The sequence below is a fragment of the Nostoc sp. LEGE 12454 genome (assembly GCF_056620565.1).
The window spans coordinates 19,082-35,720 of the sequence record NZ_JBWQXL010000012.1 but is presented as its reverse complement, the minus strand read 5'-3'; the positions used below and the strand labels follow the sequence as shown (position 1 = coordinate 35,720).

Below are 16,639 nucleotides of genomic sequence, written 5' to 3'. Positions count from 1 at the left end.
GCCCAATGCCCCATATTTACAGCCGATTAATATCTTTTGTGACTAATTTCCAACCTTCAGCTTGGTCAATTAGCTTCATCGACTCTAGTTCAAGACTGTTGAAATCAGATAGATTAAGCAGGAAATAGGGTTGGCCGTTGTAGTGCCAATAATATTCCAGTTCACCAACAGAAGCGGGAATGATGGTGCGATCGCTATAATAATCCAACGAGGGACGATGGTAAGGAAAAGATGTGTAAATCTTCCGCGTCGCTGGATTTGCCCGTACAATCATAGCGGCGACTGGTTTCACTGGATAGGCTTCAGATAATTCCCAAACCCAGTAGTTAGATTTCATTAACAGCAGCAGCGAAATATAACTTCCCCAAAACAAAATCTTCAGAAATTGTCCGTCGCCTCGTTCTGCCAAAATAGCTGCTAAGGTCATAGTTAAAGCTACGGCGGCAAAAATCAGTTGTAAGTCTGTTTTTGGTGTTATACCCGAACTGAAATAAATACTACCAGCAGAAGCAGCCACAGCAAGAATTGCCAAACCAGCAACCCAAGCACGGGGATAAGATGAGAGTAAAGGCGAATTTTCCGTATCTGATAATTGGATACCAAAAGCTAAAGCTAAACTAGGGTAAATCGGGAATAGATACCAGGGAACTTTGGTAATCATGAAAGAAATTACCAGTAGATAAACCCCACTCCACGCCATTACTAGTTTTGCCCAGCTAAGGTTGCGATTTTCCCAGGTTAAGCGGACAGTTTGTGGTAAGAATAATAACCACGGCCATGTGTATTTGAGAAGTTCAATCACATAGTACCAAGGTGGTTCAGAATTCCCTTCTACAACTGAGCCAATTCGGCCTAGTGATGGGTTGGCAATACCAATTTGGGCGAAAGTATAACCATAGTGAATTAGTTGGGCACTATACCAACCAGCTACAGGTAGAATGCCAATTAAGATTGCGATCCAGAGATAGTAACAAGTGAGCAATCGTGGCGTATCCCAAAACAGAAATACAATTGCGATCGCACCGAGTAATACACCTAGCAGTCCTTGAGTTAAACAAATAAACCCAAAGCTAATGCCAACACCAAGACAATAACGTAAATCTCGGCGCGATCGCAACACGCACAACATCATCACCATCAAAAAACTTACCATTGCCCCATCCAACATTGCCAGCCGCCCATGACGTACCACGGGTAGCATTGTTAGGTAAATCAAGGCGCTATAAATAGCAGCCCAACGTTGGCGAAATATCTCTCGAGCAATGCAATACAGTAAAGGTACAGATGTTGCTGTTAAAATTGCTCCAGGTAGGCGCGTTGTCAACTCATTTTCGCCTCCTAGAGAATAAGCCCAAGCTATCAGCAAATGCATCAAAGGCGGCTTGTCATGATATGGTTCGCCTCCTAAGGTTGGGTAAAGCCAACGCATTGAACCTGCTGGGGCGTGCCAAATTTCACGAGCAACCTGTGCCACAGTACCTTCATCCCAATCTCGCAACGGCAACCCTCCCAGATTGATGCTAAACAGTAATACTGCTGCCAACAGCAATACTATTAGCCATACCCAATCAATCCATTTGCCAACCGTGCGATGCTGTTTTTCCAGATGACTCCAAATAAAGCTTCCTTCTTGCATATTCTCTGGTAATCATTTTACTTGCTGGTTTGATTACATAGAGACATCTAGCGAATCTCCCATGTTGCCACCCAGTAACAACGTATGTTCTTAACAATTGCTAGTTTCCAAGATTAACTCAATTTTTTATAATTAGCGCTATTTTTCAAAAAAAAATTGGTTATTTAAATAACATTTAAGTCAATAAATGCTAAAAATAATACAAGCCATCGATTATTTATTACCTGTTATATAGTCCGTAAATAAACTTGTATTTTATGTTGAAGGTGACGCTTAGTTTAAATTTTATCTGGCTAAGTCCAAAAAGTTTTTAACTGATTGCTACACCAATTAAATTGTATACTGAATACTTAAAAATTTTGCCTATCAAGTTATTGAATAGTAGTCTTACAAAAAAAATAATTATTTATTGTGTAATAAATTAAATTCAAAAATTATTAATTGAAAATAGTTTTTAATAAGCCTGTCTAAATAAACTGATTTTGCTTTTTTAATTTTAATTAAGCAACTCTTGAATTTAGATATCTATGAGATACAATTTTTTAAGCAATTTTGATAACAAAAAACAGCTAAAAAATTATTGGAGACTGTCAATGAATTTACCTGTAGTTGTAGATATTACTCTTGGCATGGTTTTTATTTACTTGATTTTGAGTTTGCTAGCTTCGGAAATCCAAGAACTAATTGCCACATTATTACAATGGAGAGTTAAACATTTAAGAACTTCAATTGAATTACTTTTATCAGGTGGTAGTGAAAGTGACAAATCAGATATTATTAATGCAATCCATTTAGTACAGAAACTTTATAACGATCCTTTGATTAATACCTTGAATCAACAAGCCAAGGGTAAAGTAGAAAAGCATTTCCAGGAAATTACTAAAAAACCCGATAAAATAGTCCTAGAAAAACAAAGCGGCCCTTCCTATTTACCTTCTGAAACATTTGCAATTACTTTATTAGATGCTTTAAAAATTCCCCAGTTAATTAATTACGTTAAACATCCTAGTGAAGAAGCAAAAACCAACTTACAGATGATATTAGCCTCTTATAAAGAACTTAAAAAAGGTATTAATAATCCAAATAGTGCAAGTTACACAAAAATTCAAGAAATTTATGGAGAGATCGATCAGAAATTTATAGATTTTGTTAATAAAGAGTTACCTGATGAAGTTCCTAATAATTTAATTAAGAGCCTGAGTGTAATTGCTCAACGTAGCAGGATAAAGGTTAGCGATCTCACAGAGGAAGTAAATCAATTTAAAAATGAAGTAGAAACATGGTTCGATCGCTCGATGGATCGAGCCAGCGGTGTTTATAAGCGAAATGCCAAAGGAGTTGCTATTTTAATTGGAATATTAGTTGCCTTTTTAACCAATACTGATACATTTCACTTGGTTAAAAGACTATCGGAGGATTCAGTTATCCGCTCTACTATTATTCAAAGTGCAAGTAGTCAACAAATCGATTATATTAATAATGAAGCAGCCAGAAAGAATATTGAAAAATTATTAGGAAATTCTTCTATACCGATTGGATGGCAAAATATTAATCAACAGTTTGAGTTATTAGATACGACGAAATCGAATAGAGTTTACATCAGAATTTCACAGGTTTTTAAATTAATTTGCGGTTGGTTAGTGAGTGGTTTTGCTATTGCTATGGGTGCGCCTTTTTGGTTTGATATCCTCAATAAAGTTATTAATGTGCGGAATGCAGGTCCAAAACCTGTTGCGTATACTAAGGATCAACCGTCTCAAAAATAGCGTTTCAATTAAAGCAGTTTTCATGTATTTGAACCACATCTGTTGTAGGGGTGCAAGACCTTTGGCCCCTACAACAGATGTGGTCTATTTACCTGAAAATAGCTGTAAATCAAAAAATAAAAATAACTTGGAGTTTTAATTCTTTATTCTGACAAACAATTTCAATTTGCCTAATAAATTCTCGAAAGTAAAATCTTCGTTCTGTTTCCGACAAATCTAACCAAAATTGTGGTATTGAAACAGCTTGAGCAACAGAACGCAAGTTAACTGGAGGGAGAATTGCCAACTTTGCTTCGAGTGCAGAAATTTCTGTGCGGAGTTTGTAAGCCCTTAACTTTGCTGTTTCGGCATCTAAAATTCCAGTTTCAATTAAAGCGGGTAACTGAGCAAGTATTTCTTGCTGACGAGCGATCGCTTGTCCTAAACTATTCTTGAATGCATCCAACTGAGGAAAATTCATTCCTGCTACCGCCAGAGGTAAATCACGGCAAACGGTTTCAATGGTATGTTCCAACACCTGTTGATAGGGAATAGCCTTACACTTAGGGCTTTGGGGACAGCTAGTAGAACGTAAATAAAGATACTCTTTATCTTGGTTGCGTTGGGTAACACGGGTAACTGTCAGATGCGACTGACACTCAGCGCAGACAACCAACCCAGCCAGAGAACGCGGTGCGCTAGCAGTTCGGGATGGTAAACGGCTGTTACGCCGTAAAAGTCGGTCAACTTGGGCTGCTTCTTCCTTAGAAATTATTGGAATATGGGTATTGGAGATAATTTCACCATTTTGGTAAGCTGTATTGCCGCGATAAACTGGATTAGTCAGCCAGCGTCTTCCTGTGGTTACAGAGATTTTCTTGCCGTATTTTTTCGCCAAGTAACGCACTGAACCCCGCAGGGAACCATAGAGTAAAAAGTGTTCAAAAAAATCTTTGACTACTGGTGAAGTACTGCGGTCAATGGTATATTTTCCCTTACCTCTGCGATAGCCGTAGGGAACTTTGCCGGGTGGCGGTGCAACCTCAAGACGATTACGGGCGTGTCCTTGGCGGATGCGACGGCTGCGTTGCTGACTTTGGATTGCGTGTAGTAAATTCAGCAAGTCAGCGCCCAGAGGGTAATTTTCGGAAGTGTAGGGTTGTTCAGTGGCGATTACTGATATTCCCATGACTTCGAGTTGATTGAGGCGATCGCTAATTTCCTCTACGGTATCACCCAATTCTTCTAACCGACGAATCAGGAGATAATCTGCTGGTTCAGCTTGGCAATCTGTGAATAATTGTTGTAATTGCGATCGCAAAGAAGAGTCTGGCTTGCCCAAATCTTCATAAACCCGATCCACCTCCCATCCCCAATCGGCTCGATCGGGAGAAGTTTCTAATAACGGATCGGTGTAAGAGTAGGCAATTATTTTCAAAGGTTTAGCGCAGCCTCACAAAGAAGTTGTCCTCTTGATAGATCGATACCACCTTCTAGCTGTTTGCCTAAAAGAGTTTCCAAACCTCGATCGAGATTTGAAATTACTCTCGCCAAACCAGCCTCAGCGTAGGCGTAGCCCGCCGCAGGCATCGCTTCCATAATCGCGTCGTCATCTTTTATTTTAAGTAAATCCCCAAAAGTAACATTCTCCCGCACAGTAGTTGGAAAACGAGCGTAATCTTGCATTACTACATCAATACGCGATCGCAACTAAGCATGGGGTGATTCCTGTTGTTTGAAGCGCGTTTGATTAAATAGGCTTTATGGGCGAAGATGCGATCGCGTTTGAGATCAAAAGAAAATGCGATCGCCTCTACTCCATAAAGACTGAGCAAAGCTAATTTTTGCAACTTTAATGCAATAAAGGTATTCTTTGATGCATTAAAGGTGCAGGTCGATGCAACTTAGTTGCAAGCCGATGCAATAAAGGTGCTTTTCGATGCATCTAAGTTACAAGTCGATACATCAAAGTTGTTCTTCGATGCACCTAAGTTGCACGTCGATGCATTTAGCCAATTTGTAGGGTGAGCAAACATTTGCCCACCCAATACTCTTAAACGGAGGTAAAATTGTTTTGTGTCAGCGTCGTGGTATTAAACCCAGTCAGCACCGCTAAAGTTTGATTGCCTATACGAATCTCATTCCCAGAGAAAGATAACTGACTATAGCTCAAACCAGCCAAGCCGATTTTATCGCTCTGACCTAAACTAAAGTCAGTGATTGTATCCCGACCTGCGGCTTTCTCCAACACAAAGATATCGCTACCAGTCCCGCCAGTCAGGTTATCATCTCCCTTGCCAGCGTTGAGGAAATCGTTACCCGCACCGCCGACAAGTAAATTTTGACCGTTACCTCCAATAAGACTGTCGTTACCGTCACCGCCATCGAGTTTGTCATCACCGTTATCACCTTCGAGACGGTCGTTATCAGCATCCCCTAAGAGTGTGTCTTGACCATTACCGCCATAGAGTTGATCGTTGCCAGTACCGCAAAAGAGTAAATCATCACCATTCTCACCCACAAGGTTATCGTTACCAGCATTGCCGGAAAATAGTTATCATGTTTTACAGCACTTCAAAATATGAAACGATCGAAGTAGTGTGTTGTATATTGGCTTACGGAAATTGACTATTTCATCTCATCAAATTGCCAAGAAGGGCAACTCTACAGAAGAACCGATTTTAACAGATTCAGAAACAGAATGCGATCGCGCAGAGAACTACAAAGGCATTGATATTAGCGATCGCATCACTGACCAAATTTACTAGCAGCGAACCTGCAATGCTGGAGAGTAGTAGCGGTTGCGAAAGTATCACAGCGATGGCATTCTGCGTTGTCCCCGTACTCAATAAGCGGGTAATTTCATCAACGATCGTTTTGTTGAGCCAAATAGCGATCGCTGGGCCTGCACCACCCATTAATGTCAGTATTGTTATATAGCGTAGCTCCTTTGGAACTACCTGTATCACTGTTGCTACACTCCGGCGAAATGCTTGGAATGGAGAAATTTTAATTATTTGCATATATTTCAAAGTAGCAAATAATAGCAAAATTCCCAGACAGACGTTGCGATCTCAATTCAACGGATTTACTTAGCTTTAAAGATGATACTGTTTATCAAACTATGTCATCTTTATTTGCGTGATTCGTGAATTTTTTGTCTAGCATAATGTTTAGTGCAATTGGTACGGCAGACTTTGAGGGATACATCTTTACATAACCCCGCATTTCTCACAAGCTTATGAAGCGTTTGATAATGAGTAATGGGTAATGAGTAATAAGTAAAAGAGCAACAGGCGCAATACCAGTGCAAGAACTTGTACATTCTTACTCACTACTCATTACTCCTTACTCACTACTCATTACTCCTGCATTCGAGGTGTGGTGAGAAATCCGGGATAACACCCTACACTATGCCCACGCCAAGCAAGCGCTTGTCTCTAGTTCTGGGGAAAAGGGGGCGATAAGCTACGCCCCGCTTTATAGCGATGCCTGCGGCGGGCTACGCCTACGCCTTTTCACCTCAGCCAACAAATAATAACAACCAAAATCTGTATATGTACTAATATGCAAAGGGAGCTATTTCTCCTTTATTAAGCAGAATTATTGCCAAATTTCACCATGATGAATAACTGGTTTGATACAGCTCGATTGGGGATGTTTATTCATTGGGGACATAGTTCTCAACAAGGATGTGAGTTATCTTGGCCGTTAGTTGGGGGTGTATTCAGCCTACCTTTTTGCAAAGATATTCCAATTGAGAAATATCACTCCACAGCTAATACTTTCAATCCACAGCAATACAATCCTCAAAAATGGGCAGATTTAGCAAAAAGTCTAGGAATGAAATATGCCATATTAACAGCCAAACATCATAATGGTTTTGCCCTATTCCATACGCAAGAATCAAACTTTTCAATAGCATCTGCGCCTTATAAAAAAGATATTATACGTGAATATATTGAAGCGATGCGCTCTGTAGGATTGCGTATTGGTCTTTATTTTTCGCTTAGTGACTGGCATCATCCAGACTATCCAGCTTTTACAGAAGCAGATAAACCTTATCGCTTTGACCAGCTACCTCAACCTACAGCGCAACAGTGGGAGCGATATATCCAATTTATGTTCAATCAGATACGAGAATTATTGACCAACTATGGTCAAATTGACATCATTTGGTTTGACGGAAGTTGGGAACGCACTCCAGAGCAATGGCAGGCTCAAGAATTAGCAAAAATGATTCGTGATTTACAACCTAATATTCTCATCAACGATCGTCTTCCGAATTGTGGAGATTTTGAGACTCCTGAACAGTTTATTCCTCCTCACCCACCCGATCGTACTTGGGAAACTTGTCTGACTATTAACGAGAGTTGGGGATATAATTCAGACGATCGCAACTTCAAATCCTCTCGTCAATTGATTCATACCCTTTGCGAAGTAGCAGGCAAAGGGGGCAACCTCTTGCTTAATGTTAGTCCAATGGGTAATGGACAAATCCCTCGTGAGCAGTTAGAGCGTCTCAAAGATATAGCAGATTGGATGGGGAGCCACTGTGAAAGTATACTTGATACAACCCCAGGATTAGAACCGTGGCAATTTTATGGCCCCTCAACTCGTAAGGGCGATCGCATTTATCTACACCTATTAATGAAACCTTACGAGACAATATCAGTTAGGGGTATACCAATCAAACAAGTAAAATCGGTGTTTGTTCTTGCTGACGGCACAGCACTAACCTACACAACTCGCTGTGCAATTATTGATTCTATCCTCAATTCTAATCCGTTAGGAGAATTAACAATTGATGTACCTGAATCAGTAATTAATCCATACGTTACAGTGATTTGTATTGATATTGATTCTTGAGTCATTAATGTAAATTCATTAACAGTACAGCGATCGCCCCAATTCTTAGAGGAAAAGAGAGCGACACCGATAGCATAGCGTTAGCGACGTAGGAGCGTCACAGCCCCTTAAAGTAGCGATCGCATACAAAAAAGCCCAGTCATCTCTAACTGGGCTTTTAGCTATCTCAATCAATTATTGGAGGTGAGTAATTTCGCACTTATGCAGCGGGTTGTTCTAGATTAACCTTGACAACTTTGTTCTTTTCTTCCTCGGACTTAGGCAGTGTCAAATTCAAGATACCGTCTTTATAATCTGCGGTGACATTGGTATTTTGAACCCTAGCAGATAGAGGAATTACACGTTGGAACTTGCCGTAGTAAAATTCACTCTTGGTAATACCCTTGTCTTGAGTTTTAGTTTCAGACTTGCGCTCACCGCTAATGTGAACAGCATCTTGGGTGACTTGAATATCTAAGTCTTTAGCTTCTAGTCCTGGCAGTTCTAGCTTGAGATGAATCGCATCATCGGTTTCGTGTAACTCAGCAGCCGGTACTCTGATAAAGCCTTTTTCAGACCGTGCAGATGGTACTCTGCTATCTCCAAATAAGCCGTTGATGTGACGTTCTAAAGCGTTCAATTCTTGCCAGGGGTTGTAACGAACTAGTACCATAACTCTTTCTCAGAAAAAATCAGCTATTGTTTAATCGTTTTTGCACTTGATTTTGTGCTTATGTATTCATAATAAGTATGGTTCAAACTCCTGTCAATTCGGTAATCATCACCTAATTAAATGATGATTACCGCACTTAATTAAACCTCAAAAAAGATTACGGTTTACTCTAATTTGTTTGTTCGGTAAACCAGAATCATAACTATTAAGACCAATGATAATCAACTACCTAATCTGCTGTTGAGTGGGAGGCTTGAGAATAGGTTTAGCTGATTGGGTTCCACCAATGCCTTTGATATTCAATCCGCACTTGCTTAACGTCAAGCTCAGATTCTAAAAACACGAGTTTTTCTAGTTGCTGTAATCCCATATTTTCAAACTGTGCTAATTCTGAGTCTGATAATGGCCAAGGTGGCCCAGAGGGTTCAACTTCTGTATCTCGAACACGAGTAATCAGCAAAAGCGTGCCACCAGGAGCAACAAAGGAGGCAACTGAAGAAATAACCCCAGAACGCACATTCAACGGCAAAGCTTGAATATTACGACATTCAAAAACAAAATCAAAAGCTTGATGCCATTGTGAGGGTATTGCTAACAAATCTGCAACTACATAGTTGACAGTCGAATCTGGAAATCGCTCTTGACACCAAGCGATCGCTGTTGGTGAAATATCAAAAGCAGTTACTTCAAATCCCAGATGAGCTAAAGCTTCGGCATCATCTCCCAAGCCGCAACCAATGACTAGCACCTTTTGCCCAGAAGCGAACGGTTGATGATTCGTCAACCAATCTTGTAGATAAGGGTGAGGAGTTAACTTTGCCCAAGGAATTTTTGCTGTATCACCTTTAGCTTCGGTATATAACACTTCAAACCATGCCGATGGTTCTAATTTTTGTACAGCTTCGGTAGCTAATTGTTTAACATAAAATCGTAAATCTTCAGGTTGCTGTTCAAACATAAAAACTCACATTACTAACAATTGTGCAAAACTCCCGAATCCCCTAAATATTGTAGATAAGGAAAAGCGATGCCTACGGTTTACTCTATTACACTATCAGGCAAGGATTTGTTACAGTTAAAATTACTTTGACAGGAGTACGGAGCCTCTGCTTGGGTGAGAACAGCAAAACAAGAGGTAGTATATTTTTGTAATTAGACTGCAAAGAAAGAGCTTTAAAGCTATTCTTGTAATTAAAGAGCCTTGGACTTGCTGTAATAAATTAAATTAGCAACCATATATTTAGCCGAGTTTTACAGGCTGATTTTGGACAATAATTCTTTAAAACTGGTTTCAACTCTGGACAATAATTCTTTAAAACTGATTTAATTGCTGAAAGCCGCGAAAATACGTAACTTATGCCCCTGAACTGGAAAAAATGGACATTAATTCTTTAAAAGTGACAATAATTATTTAATGTACAAATGGACAAATGGAGAATAACGGATTCGAACCGATGACCTCTGCGGTGCGATCGCAGCACTCTACCAACTGAGCTAATTCCCCTTAATCGGTGCTAAGTCAAGAGTAATATTACTCATTAACTCAAAACATTATCACCATAGATTATTCTAACATTCTGTTACCGATGGTTGAGGCTGTTTTTGGGAATAAACTTTTTGCACCCGTTCGAGTTCCAAATCACTGAGATAATCAACAGTCCAGTTACAGCAGCGCTGAAGCATGTGGAATGGGTAAGTATTCGCTACACCAACAACTTGCATTTGCGATCGCTTCGCTGCTTCAATACCTGCTGGAGTATCTTCAATTGCCAGACACTCGTATGGTTGAAGATTCAATTCGGGATATTCTTTATTTAGGCGTTTTACTGCCAGTAGATAACCATCGGGTTCTGGTTTACTGGTAGTGATGTCATCACCCGCGACAATAATTTTAAAATGTTCGGCTAGTTTAGCGCGATTGAGTACCAGTTCTATTTCTGTACGAATCGCGCCACTAACTAATCCTAGTTTCAGATTCTGCGATCGCACCTGAAATATTAAGTCTTCTACACCTGGATATAAAGGCAGTTTCTTTATTTTTTCTAATTCCACCGTATAAGCTTGGGCTTTGCGGTACAGCAACTGAGTTAAATAGTTTTCGTTGGCTACTCTACCACGATTAGCGAGTAGTTGCTGAAAACAAGCGCGATCGCTGCGTCCTAAAGAAGCTTGACGCTCACTGACTTTTTGGGGTTGGAGATTTTCTTCAATGAGAATCTCATCTATCAGTTGCAGGTGGATTGGCTCATCGTTAATGATGACACCATTAAAATCAAAGAGAACTGCCTTTAAACTCATGCCATTATGCCAAACGCTGGAGAACCAAGTCCCTCCAAATCATTATTATCTACTGATGTGGGAGTATAATGACGGACATTTTCGGTTGCTATTGGTTTTATGCCGCTAGTTACCTGATTTATCCACCATACATCCTGCGATCGCACTGCTTCAAATCCGGCTGCACCCATATTCGCTTCTGTACTACTAGCAGCATATTCACGAATATATGGCTCCTCAAAAACGTCATTGAGCCATTCTAACTGGCGCAGAGTCTTCTGATTGCCATCTAGAATTAATACTTGTCCTCCAGTTACCAGCAACCGGAAGCTTTCTCGCAGAATTGCTAGGGACACCGCATCTGGTGTTTCGTGGAATAGCAAAGAAGCTGTTACTAAGTCAAATGTTGCATCCCTCAAACCAGTTTTTTCAGCATTTCCATGTCGCCAAAGGATCTCCAAGCCAGCATTTCTAGCTTTCTCTTCCGCCCTTACCAGCATATAGGGTGATAAATCCAAACCAATAACTTCCGCTTCGGGGAAAGCTTGTTTTAACATTAAAGTAGTGGAACCAGTACCGCAGCCTAAATCGAGTATGCGTCGTGGTTTCACCTGCACAGCATCAACTAAAGCTTGACGGACAATACTTTCATTAGGCGGTAGAACGTATTGAGTAACCGGATCGTAAGTAACTGCTGCATCGGAATTGAGATATCCACCAGCAATCCCGTGAAAGTTTTGATTACTGTAGTACGACGGAATTATGACATCATCTCGCCGATAGCGATCGCTCTCTTTTTCCCAATTAATACTATCAGCGTAACGCCGTAACCCATCTTCATCAATCAAAAGACGCACTACAGGGGATAAAAAACGTTCCCAGATTGTATCTTGACGCACTGCCATATTCTGTCAGAACTTTAAGGGGTTATTTAAAGAAAGTGATTTTCTTTACAAATTTTAATACATCTGGCAAACATCTGCTTTCTCTCTGTGGTGATAGGTTGACGCTTGTAATTTATTTTGTTACATTTGTAGTATAAAAATGTAACTCCTAAAAGTAGTTCTTCAGCTTCACGAAAATTGAGGGAGCCAAATGAAAGACAATACAACATTTAAATTGCTACAACTAATTAGGTAATGGGTTATAAATCATACCGATAATTATTACTGCCCCATACCCAATCGAAAATCTAAAATTTAAACTTCAAAATAGAAACGATTATGCCCTACGAAAAGTTAGAAATTACCACACCAGCACCCGTCTTATCTTGGGCAAATCACTCTTTGGGCCCAGAAGAAACCAAGATGGCCAAGAATGTGGCATCATTACCATTTGTATTTAAGCACGTGGCATTAATGCCAGACGTTCACTTAGGAAAAGGTGCTTTAGTGGGTTCTGTAATTGCAACCAAAGAGGCAATTATCCCAGCCGCTGTCGGTGTGGATATTGGTTGCGGTATGAGCGCTATCAAAACAGCATTTACCGCCGAACAACTAGAAGGTAAACTGAAGAAAATCCGCCTGGATATTGAAGCAGCAATTCCGACTGGATTCAACGAAAATAAAGACGTTGAAAAATCTGTTAGCAATTGGCAGCACTGGGATGATTTTAAAGACTTGCATCGCGGCGTGCAAGACCTACAAGGTAAAGCAATGAAACAGATGGGTTCTCTGGGTGGAGGAAATCACTTTATTGAAGTGTGCCTCGATACAGAGAATCAAGTTTGGCTGATGCTGCATTCTGGTTCGCGTAACATTGGCAATAAACTCGCTCAGTGCCATATTCATACAGCCAGGGAATTAGCAAAAATGGCAGGTAATAAATTACCTGACCCAGATTTGGCTCACTTTGTCGCTGGTACGCCAGAATTCCAGGCATATTGGCACGACTTACAATGGTCACAAAACTATGCGCGTGTCAATCGCGATGTGATGATGGCGCGTTTTAAGCACATAGTTGAGAAGCATCTCGCAGGTGGGAAGGCAACTAAACCTTTATTGCAGGTTAATTGTCATCACAATTACGCCGAAAAAGAAGTGCATTTTGACGAGGATGTTTACGTTACTCGTAAAGGTGCAGTCCGCGCCCAGACTGAAGATTATGGGATTATTCCTGGTTCGATGGGGGCAAAGTCTTTCATCGTCAAAGGTAAAGGTAATGCTCATAGTTTTTGTTCTTGCTCTCACGGTGCAGGGCGTTTGATGTCTAGAAATAAGGCAAAAAATGTCTATACACTGGATGATTTGATCGAGCAAACAAATGGCGTGGAATGCCGCAAAGATGAAGGTGTGTTAGATGAGATTCCTGGTGCTTACAAGCCGATAGAACAAGTTATGGCAAATCAAGCAGATTTGGTTGAGGTTGTAGCAACACTCAAGCAAGTTCTTTGTGTGAAGGGATAAGTTTCTAGGGTGGGTAATGCCCACCTTTTTTATTTTTTTAAACGTAAAGGGACGCTGAGGTAAGCGCAGAGGTACGCTGAGGCATAAATGATTGTTTTAAGTGAATCGACTGAATAAATAGAGCTATCTGCTAGCGTTAGCGAAAATAAATTAATGACTAAAACTGCCCAATTCTTACTTAATGTAGAGATAATTTTCTATTGTATTAAGCCAATTCATCAAATCAGCCTCACTGGCGAAATCTAGTAATACTTCACCCAAGTTTTCTAACTGAGCCAAGGACAACTCTTGCAACCGAGATTGCAACTGAGAATTAATTGAACCAAGCCGACGAGTTAATAGACGTATCACTAGCCTTAGTTCTGATTGTCTTCCTTGCTCAAGACCTTGTTCAATTCCTTGTTCAATTCCTTGTTCAATGCCTCGTTGTCTACCTTCTTGCAGTCCTTCTTCAAGAATTTCTTGATAAATGGCAGATTCTCTCATATCTTCTCTCCTCAAAAACTGACGAATTAGTTCTGGCTCGAATACCAACCCTGCTAGAAGTTGGGTACATACCGAGATACTCTGCTTGGTGGCTTCTTCTTCAATCATACTCACCTGAACTGCTACCTGTTGGAGTAAGCTTTGAGGAGAATCTGTTCGCGCCAAAGTTGCCAGAGGTAATAAACCAGGAGATAACAATAAAGGTTCTGGATCTTGTTCCCAAATTCGGATGATGCGGTAACGGTGGGTAGTATTGCGGGCAGTAAATTGATCTACAAAGACAGCTTCTGAAGTTGTCGGTTTAAGAAAAATTACTATCTGCTCGATATCGCAATTGTATTGTCGATATAGCCGCACCCAATAGTCCAGCATCCGTAGTGGCAAAGGTGGAGTCGATGCTGGTAAGGTTTGAAACTCTAAATGCAGTATTTGATTGGCAGTTTGCAAAAAGGTTACTGAATCGGCACGAATTGGTTCTTGATTTAATTCTGTTTTGAGAATCTGGATATCCGTTGCCTCAGATGCAAGTAAGTAGCGGATAAAATCTTCTGGATACTGCTCAACTAGATATTTTAGGGTGTTGTCGTATGTCACTCGTGATAAATAGCTAGGCGTAAATCAATTAAATATTTGTAGTATTGAAGTGCAAGTATTGTTTGTTGTTAGCGCTACTCTACGAAAAACTGCTGTTCGCTCATAGCGCTAACATTTAAATTTGGTGTTTTTTCAAAACTACAGTGTCAAAGATTGAGGATTTGTCTCAATCAATTTTGCTAAATCTTGCAAGAACGCCGCAGCATGGGCACCATAAATAATCCGGTGGTCAGAGGTAATATTGACTTGCATTTGTTGACGCACGCCAAATAAACCGTCGGGTGTTGCTACTACTTGCGGACGAGATGCCCCGATCGCTAAAATTGAACCTTGTCCAGGCGGCAAAATCGCATCAAATTTATCCACGCCAAACATCCCCAAATTGGACAGGGTAAAAGTACCACTGTTGTATTCTTGAGGCTGTAGTTGTTTTGCCCTGGCACGTTCTACCAAAGACTTCCAAGTACGCGACAGAGAATATATATCCACTGCGTCTGCATTTTGCAGCACAGGTGTAATCAATCCGCCATCATCCATCGCTACTGCTACGGAAATGTTGATATCAGAATGATAAACAATACCCTGGTCTGAGTAGCTAGCATTTAACAATGGGTGTTTTTGCAATGTCACTGCTACAGCTTTCGCCAGTAGCGCTGTCATTGTCACGCCTTTGGATTTAATTTGTTTATAAAGTTTGTCTAATCCATCGGTGGTAATTGTATAACCGACACGGAAGACGGGCACGGATATGGTAGCTACCATGTTCCGCACTACGGCATTTTGGAAGGTAGTTAAAGGTACGGTTTGACCAGGAACAGCCGCTGCCACGGGTGCAGGTGCTGGTGTGCGAGGTGCTGGGGGTGCAACTGGGGCGCTGGTTGGTACGGGTGCTGGTGGAGCAACTGGGGCAGGTGCAGGTTGCTTGCCTTTATTAGACAATGCTTCTACATCTTCAGCGACGATGCGACCGTGGGGGCCACTACCTTGGAGTGTAGTTAAATCAACTTTGAGTTCTTTGGCTAACTTGCGGGCACGGGGTGAAGCTACAAGCCTTCCTTCTTTGTGGTTAGACCCGTTTTGAGACGCTAAGGCAGGTGTTGCGGCTGAGGCTGTGGCAGCAACTGGTTCCGGGGAAGAGGTAGGAGTAGCAGCCGCGCCGCCAGAATTGGCAAGAGATTTCGCCTGTTCAATTTCAGCTTCCGTTTCAGCGATGAAGGCGATCGCAGATCCTACCGGGGCAGTTTCACCAGCTTCAACTATGATATGGGCAAGAAATCCTTCATAGAAGGTTTCTACATCCATATCTGCCTTATCTGACTCTACAACCACCACTGTTTCGCCTTTTTCCACTTTGTCCCCTGGCGATTTCACCCAGGAGACGATTTTGCCTTCCGTCATGGTGGAACTCAGCGCCGGCATAAATACTTCGTGAATGCTCATAGGGCGGTTTGGAAATCAATGGTTTATGGACTTTAACAGTTTTTGTCAGATCGAATTGTATCTTGATGGGAGAGTTTTAGACTGTTTATATTTTAGTTGGGCATTGGGCAAAACAGTTCCGTTAGCGTCAGCGGGGCGTTTAGCCCGTTTCAAGTTCCGAGTGCTGAGTAAGGAAGTGAGATTCCTCACTCAGAACTGGGCACTCAGCACTCTTGAGGGGCATTAGATTATTCACTAATCACTAATGACTCTAGGAACCTAAATATAACTTAGAGGTCTATAATACAGAACTATCCTAAATGGTTAGCCAATATCTCAATCTAGTTTTAGTCATTGACTTGCAAAAACCAGCACGAGTTTCTCAAAGATTAAATGAGATTGCTATTTAATATTTCTCATAACCACTACTTAAGATACAAGAGCTTCTCACGGATAGAGGATGTAGGATGTAGTTCAATCTAGAATTCAAAATTGGTAATAAACCTATTTGAAATTCCTGTTTACTTTTATGTCGGCAAAGCTGAAATTCTTTTTG

The 16,639-nt window shown here is 40.9% G+C and carries 14 protein-coding genes, 1 tRNA gene and 1 pseudogene; 3 read left to right on the top strand and 13 right to left on the bottom strand.

Annotated elements, in window-relative coordinates:
* Positions 1-16: 16 nt before the first annotated feature.
* The gene (locus AC1F2U_RS15375) at positions 17-1,636 is read right to left on the bottom strand and encodes an ArnT family glycosyltransferase (protein ID WP_480261878.1); all 1,620 of its coding nucleotides are present in this window, start codon (positions 1,634-1,636) and stop codon (positions 17-19) included.
* A 593-nt stretch (positions 1,637-2,229) separates the two neighbouring features.
* Between AC1F2U_RS15375 and AC1F2U_RS15370 the strand changes: the two genes are divergently transcribed.
* Positions 2,230-3,402 (top strand): hypothetical protein, encoded by a 1,173-nt coding sequence (locus AC1F2U_RS15370; RefSeq protein ID WP_480261877.1) that lies wholly within the window; start codon positions 2,230-2,232, stop codon positions 3,400-3,402.
* 109 nt (positions 3,403-3,511) lie between these two features.
* Here AC1F2U_RS15370 and AC1F2U_RS15365 read toward each other — a convergent pair whose 3' ends face one another.
* From AC1F2U_RS15365 to AC1F2U_RS15345, 5 genes and pseudogenes are all read right to left on the bottom strand, one after another.
* The gene (locus AC1F2U_RS15365) at positions 3,512-4,819 is read right to left on the bottom strand and encodes a recombinase family protein (protein ID WP_480261876.1); all 1,308 of its coding nucleotides are present in this window, start codon (positions 4,817-4,819) and stop codon (positions 3,512-3,514) included.
* Positions 4,816-5,067, bottom strand: a complete 252-nt coding sequence (locus tag AC1F2U_RS15360) for a hypothetical protein (RefSeq protein WP_480261875.1) — start codon at positions 5,065-5,067, stop codon at positions 4,816-4,818. The genes AC1F2U_RS15365 and AC1F2U_RS15360 overlap by 4 nt, the downstream gene beginning before the upstream one ends.
* Positions 5,068-5,069: 2 nt before the next feature.
* Positions 5,070-5,231, bottom strand: a complete 162-nt coding sequence (locus AC1F2U_RS15355; protein WP_480261874.1) for a hypothetical protein — start codon at positions 5,229-5,231, stop codon at positions 5,070-5,072.
* 203 nt (positions 5,232-5,434) lie between these two features.
* Positions 5,435-5,914, bottom strand: a pseudogene (locus tag AC1F2U_RS15350) (calcium-binding protein); the annotation flags it as partial.
* 157 nt (positions 5,915-6,071) lie between these two features.
* Entirely contained in the window at positions 6,072-6,404 is a 333-nt protein-coding gene (locus AC1F2U_RS15345; RefSeq protein ID WP_480261873.1) for a hypothetical protein, read from the bottom strand.
* 598 nt (positions 6,405-7,002) lie between these two features.
* Between AC1F2U_RS15345 and AC1F2U_RS15340 the strand changes: the two genes are divergently transcribed.
* The gene (locus tag AC1F2U_RS15340; protein ID WP_480261872.1) at positions 7,003-8,250 is read left to right on the top strand and encodes an alpha-L-fucosidase; all 1,248 of its coding nucleotides are present in this window, start codon (positions 7,003-7,005) and stop codon (positions 8,248-8,250) included.
* A 199-nt stretch (positions 8,251-8,449) separates the two neighbouring features.
* Here the strand turns inward: AC1F2U_RS15340 and AC1F2U_RS15335 are convergent, their stop codons facing one another.
* The 5 genes from AC1F2U_RS15335 to AC1F2U_RS15315 form a co-directional block, all read right to left on the bottom strand.
* A complete protein-coding gene (locus AC1F2U_RS15335) occupies positions 8,450-8,902 on the bottom strand; it encodes an Hsp20/alpha crystallin family protein (RefSeq protein WP_480261871.1) in 453 nt (150 codons plus the stop codon).
* Between the two features lie 265 nt (positions 8,903-9,167).
* A complete protein-coding gene (locus AC1F2U_RS15330; RefSeq protein WP_480261870.1) occupies positions 9,168-9,860 on the bottom strand; it encodes a class I SAM-dependent methyltransferase in 693 nt (230 codons plus the stop codon).
* A gap of 473 nt (positions 9,861-10,333) precedes the next feature.
* Positions 10,334-10,406 (bottom strand) — tRNA-Ala (locus AC1F2U_RS15325).
* A 65-nt stretch (positions 10,407-10,471) separates the two neighbouring features.
* A complete protein-coding gene (locus tag AC1F2U_RS15320) occupies positions 10,472-11,200 on the bottom strand; it encodes an HAD family hydrolase (RefSeq protein WP_480261869.1) in 729 nt (242 codons plus the stop codon).
* Positions 11,197-12,084: a class I SAM-dependent methyltransferase gene (locus AC1F2U_RS15315; protein ID WP_480261868.1), complete on the bottom strand. Its 888-nt coding sequence runs from the start codon at positions 12,082-12,084 to the stop codon at positions 11,197-11,199. Before AC1F2U_RS15315 ends, AC1F2U_RS15320 begins: the two co-directional genes overlap by 4 nt.
* Positions 12,085-12,402: 318 nt before the next feature.
* Between AC1F2U_RS15315 and AC1F2U_RS15310 the strand changes: the two genes are divergently transcribed.
* Positions 12,403-13,584: an RtcB family protein gene (locus tag AC1F2U_RS15310; RefSeq protein WP_334999190.1), complete on the top strand. Its 1,182-nt coding sequence runs from the start codon at positions 12,403-12,405 to the stop codon at positions 13,582-13,584.
* A 174-nt stretch (positions 13,585-13,758) separates the two neighbouring features.
* Here AC1F2U_RS15310 and AC1F2U_RS15305 read toward each other — a convergent pair whose 3' ends face one another.
* A complete protein-coding gene (locus AC1F2U_RS15305) occupies positions 13,759-14,664 on the bottom strand; it encodes an Rpn family recombination-promoting nuclease/putative transposase (RefSeq protein ID WP_480261867.1) in 906 nt (301 codons plus the stop codon).
* A 138-nt stretch (positions 14,665-14,802) separates the two neighbouring features.
* A complete protein-coding gene (locus AC1F2U_RS15300) occupies positions 14,803-16,104 on the bottom strand; it encodes a dihydrolipoamide acetyltransferase family protein (RefSeq protein WP_480261866.1) in 1,302 nt (433 codons plus the stop codon).
* Positions 16,105-16,639 lie beyond the last annotated feature (535 nt).

Excerpts from the sequence above, each read along its gene's own strand:
- AC1F2U_RS15375 (WP_480261878.1), bottom strand. The coding sequence starts at position 1,636 with ATGCAAGAAGGAAGCTTTATTTGGAGTCATCTGGAAAAACAGCATCGC.
- AC1F2U_RS15370 (WP_480261877.1), top strand. The coding sequence starts at position 2,230 with ATGAATTTACCTGTAGTTGTAGATATTACTCTTGGCATGGTTTTTATT.
- AC1F2U_RS15360 (WP_480261875.1), bottom strand. The coding sequence starts at position 5,067 with ATGCAAGATTACGCTCGTTTTCCAACTACTGTGCGGGAGAATGTTACT.
- AC1F2U_RS15345 (WP_480261873.1), bottom strand. The coding sequence starts at position 6,404 with ATGCAAATAATTAAAATTTCTCCATTCCAAGCATTTCGCCGGAGTGTA.
- AC1F2U_RS15340 (WP_480261872.1), top strand. The coding sequence starts at position 7,003 with ATGATGAATAACTGGTTTGATACAGCTCGATTGGGGATGTTTATTCAT.
- AC1F2U_RS15335 (WP_480261871.1), bottom strand. The coding sequence starts at position 8,902 with ATGGTACTAGTTCGTTACAACCCCTGGCAAGAATTGAACGCTTTAGAA.
- AC1F2U_RS15330 (WP_480261870.1), bottom strand. The coding sequence starts at position 9,860 with ATGTTTGAACAGCAACCTGAAGATTTACGATTTTATGTTAAACAATTA.
- AC1F2U_RS15320 (WP_480261869.1), bottom strand. The coding sequence starts at position 11,200 with ATGAGTTTAAAGGCAGTTCTCTTTGATTTTAATGGTGTCATCATTAAC.
- AC1F2U_RS15315 (WP_480261868.1), bottom strand. The coding sequence starts at position 12,084 with ATGGCAGTGCGTCAAGATACAATCTGGGAACGTTTTTTATCCCCTGTA.
- AC1F2U_RS15310 (WP_334999190.1), top strand. The coding sequence starts at position 12,403 with ATGCCCTACGAAAAGTTAGAAATTACCACACCAGCACCCGTCTTATCT.
- AC1F2U_RS15300 (WP_480261866.1), bottom strand. The coding sequence starts at position 16,104 with ATGAGCATTCACGAAGTATTTATGCCGGCGCTGAGTTCCACCATGACG.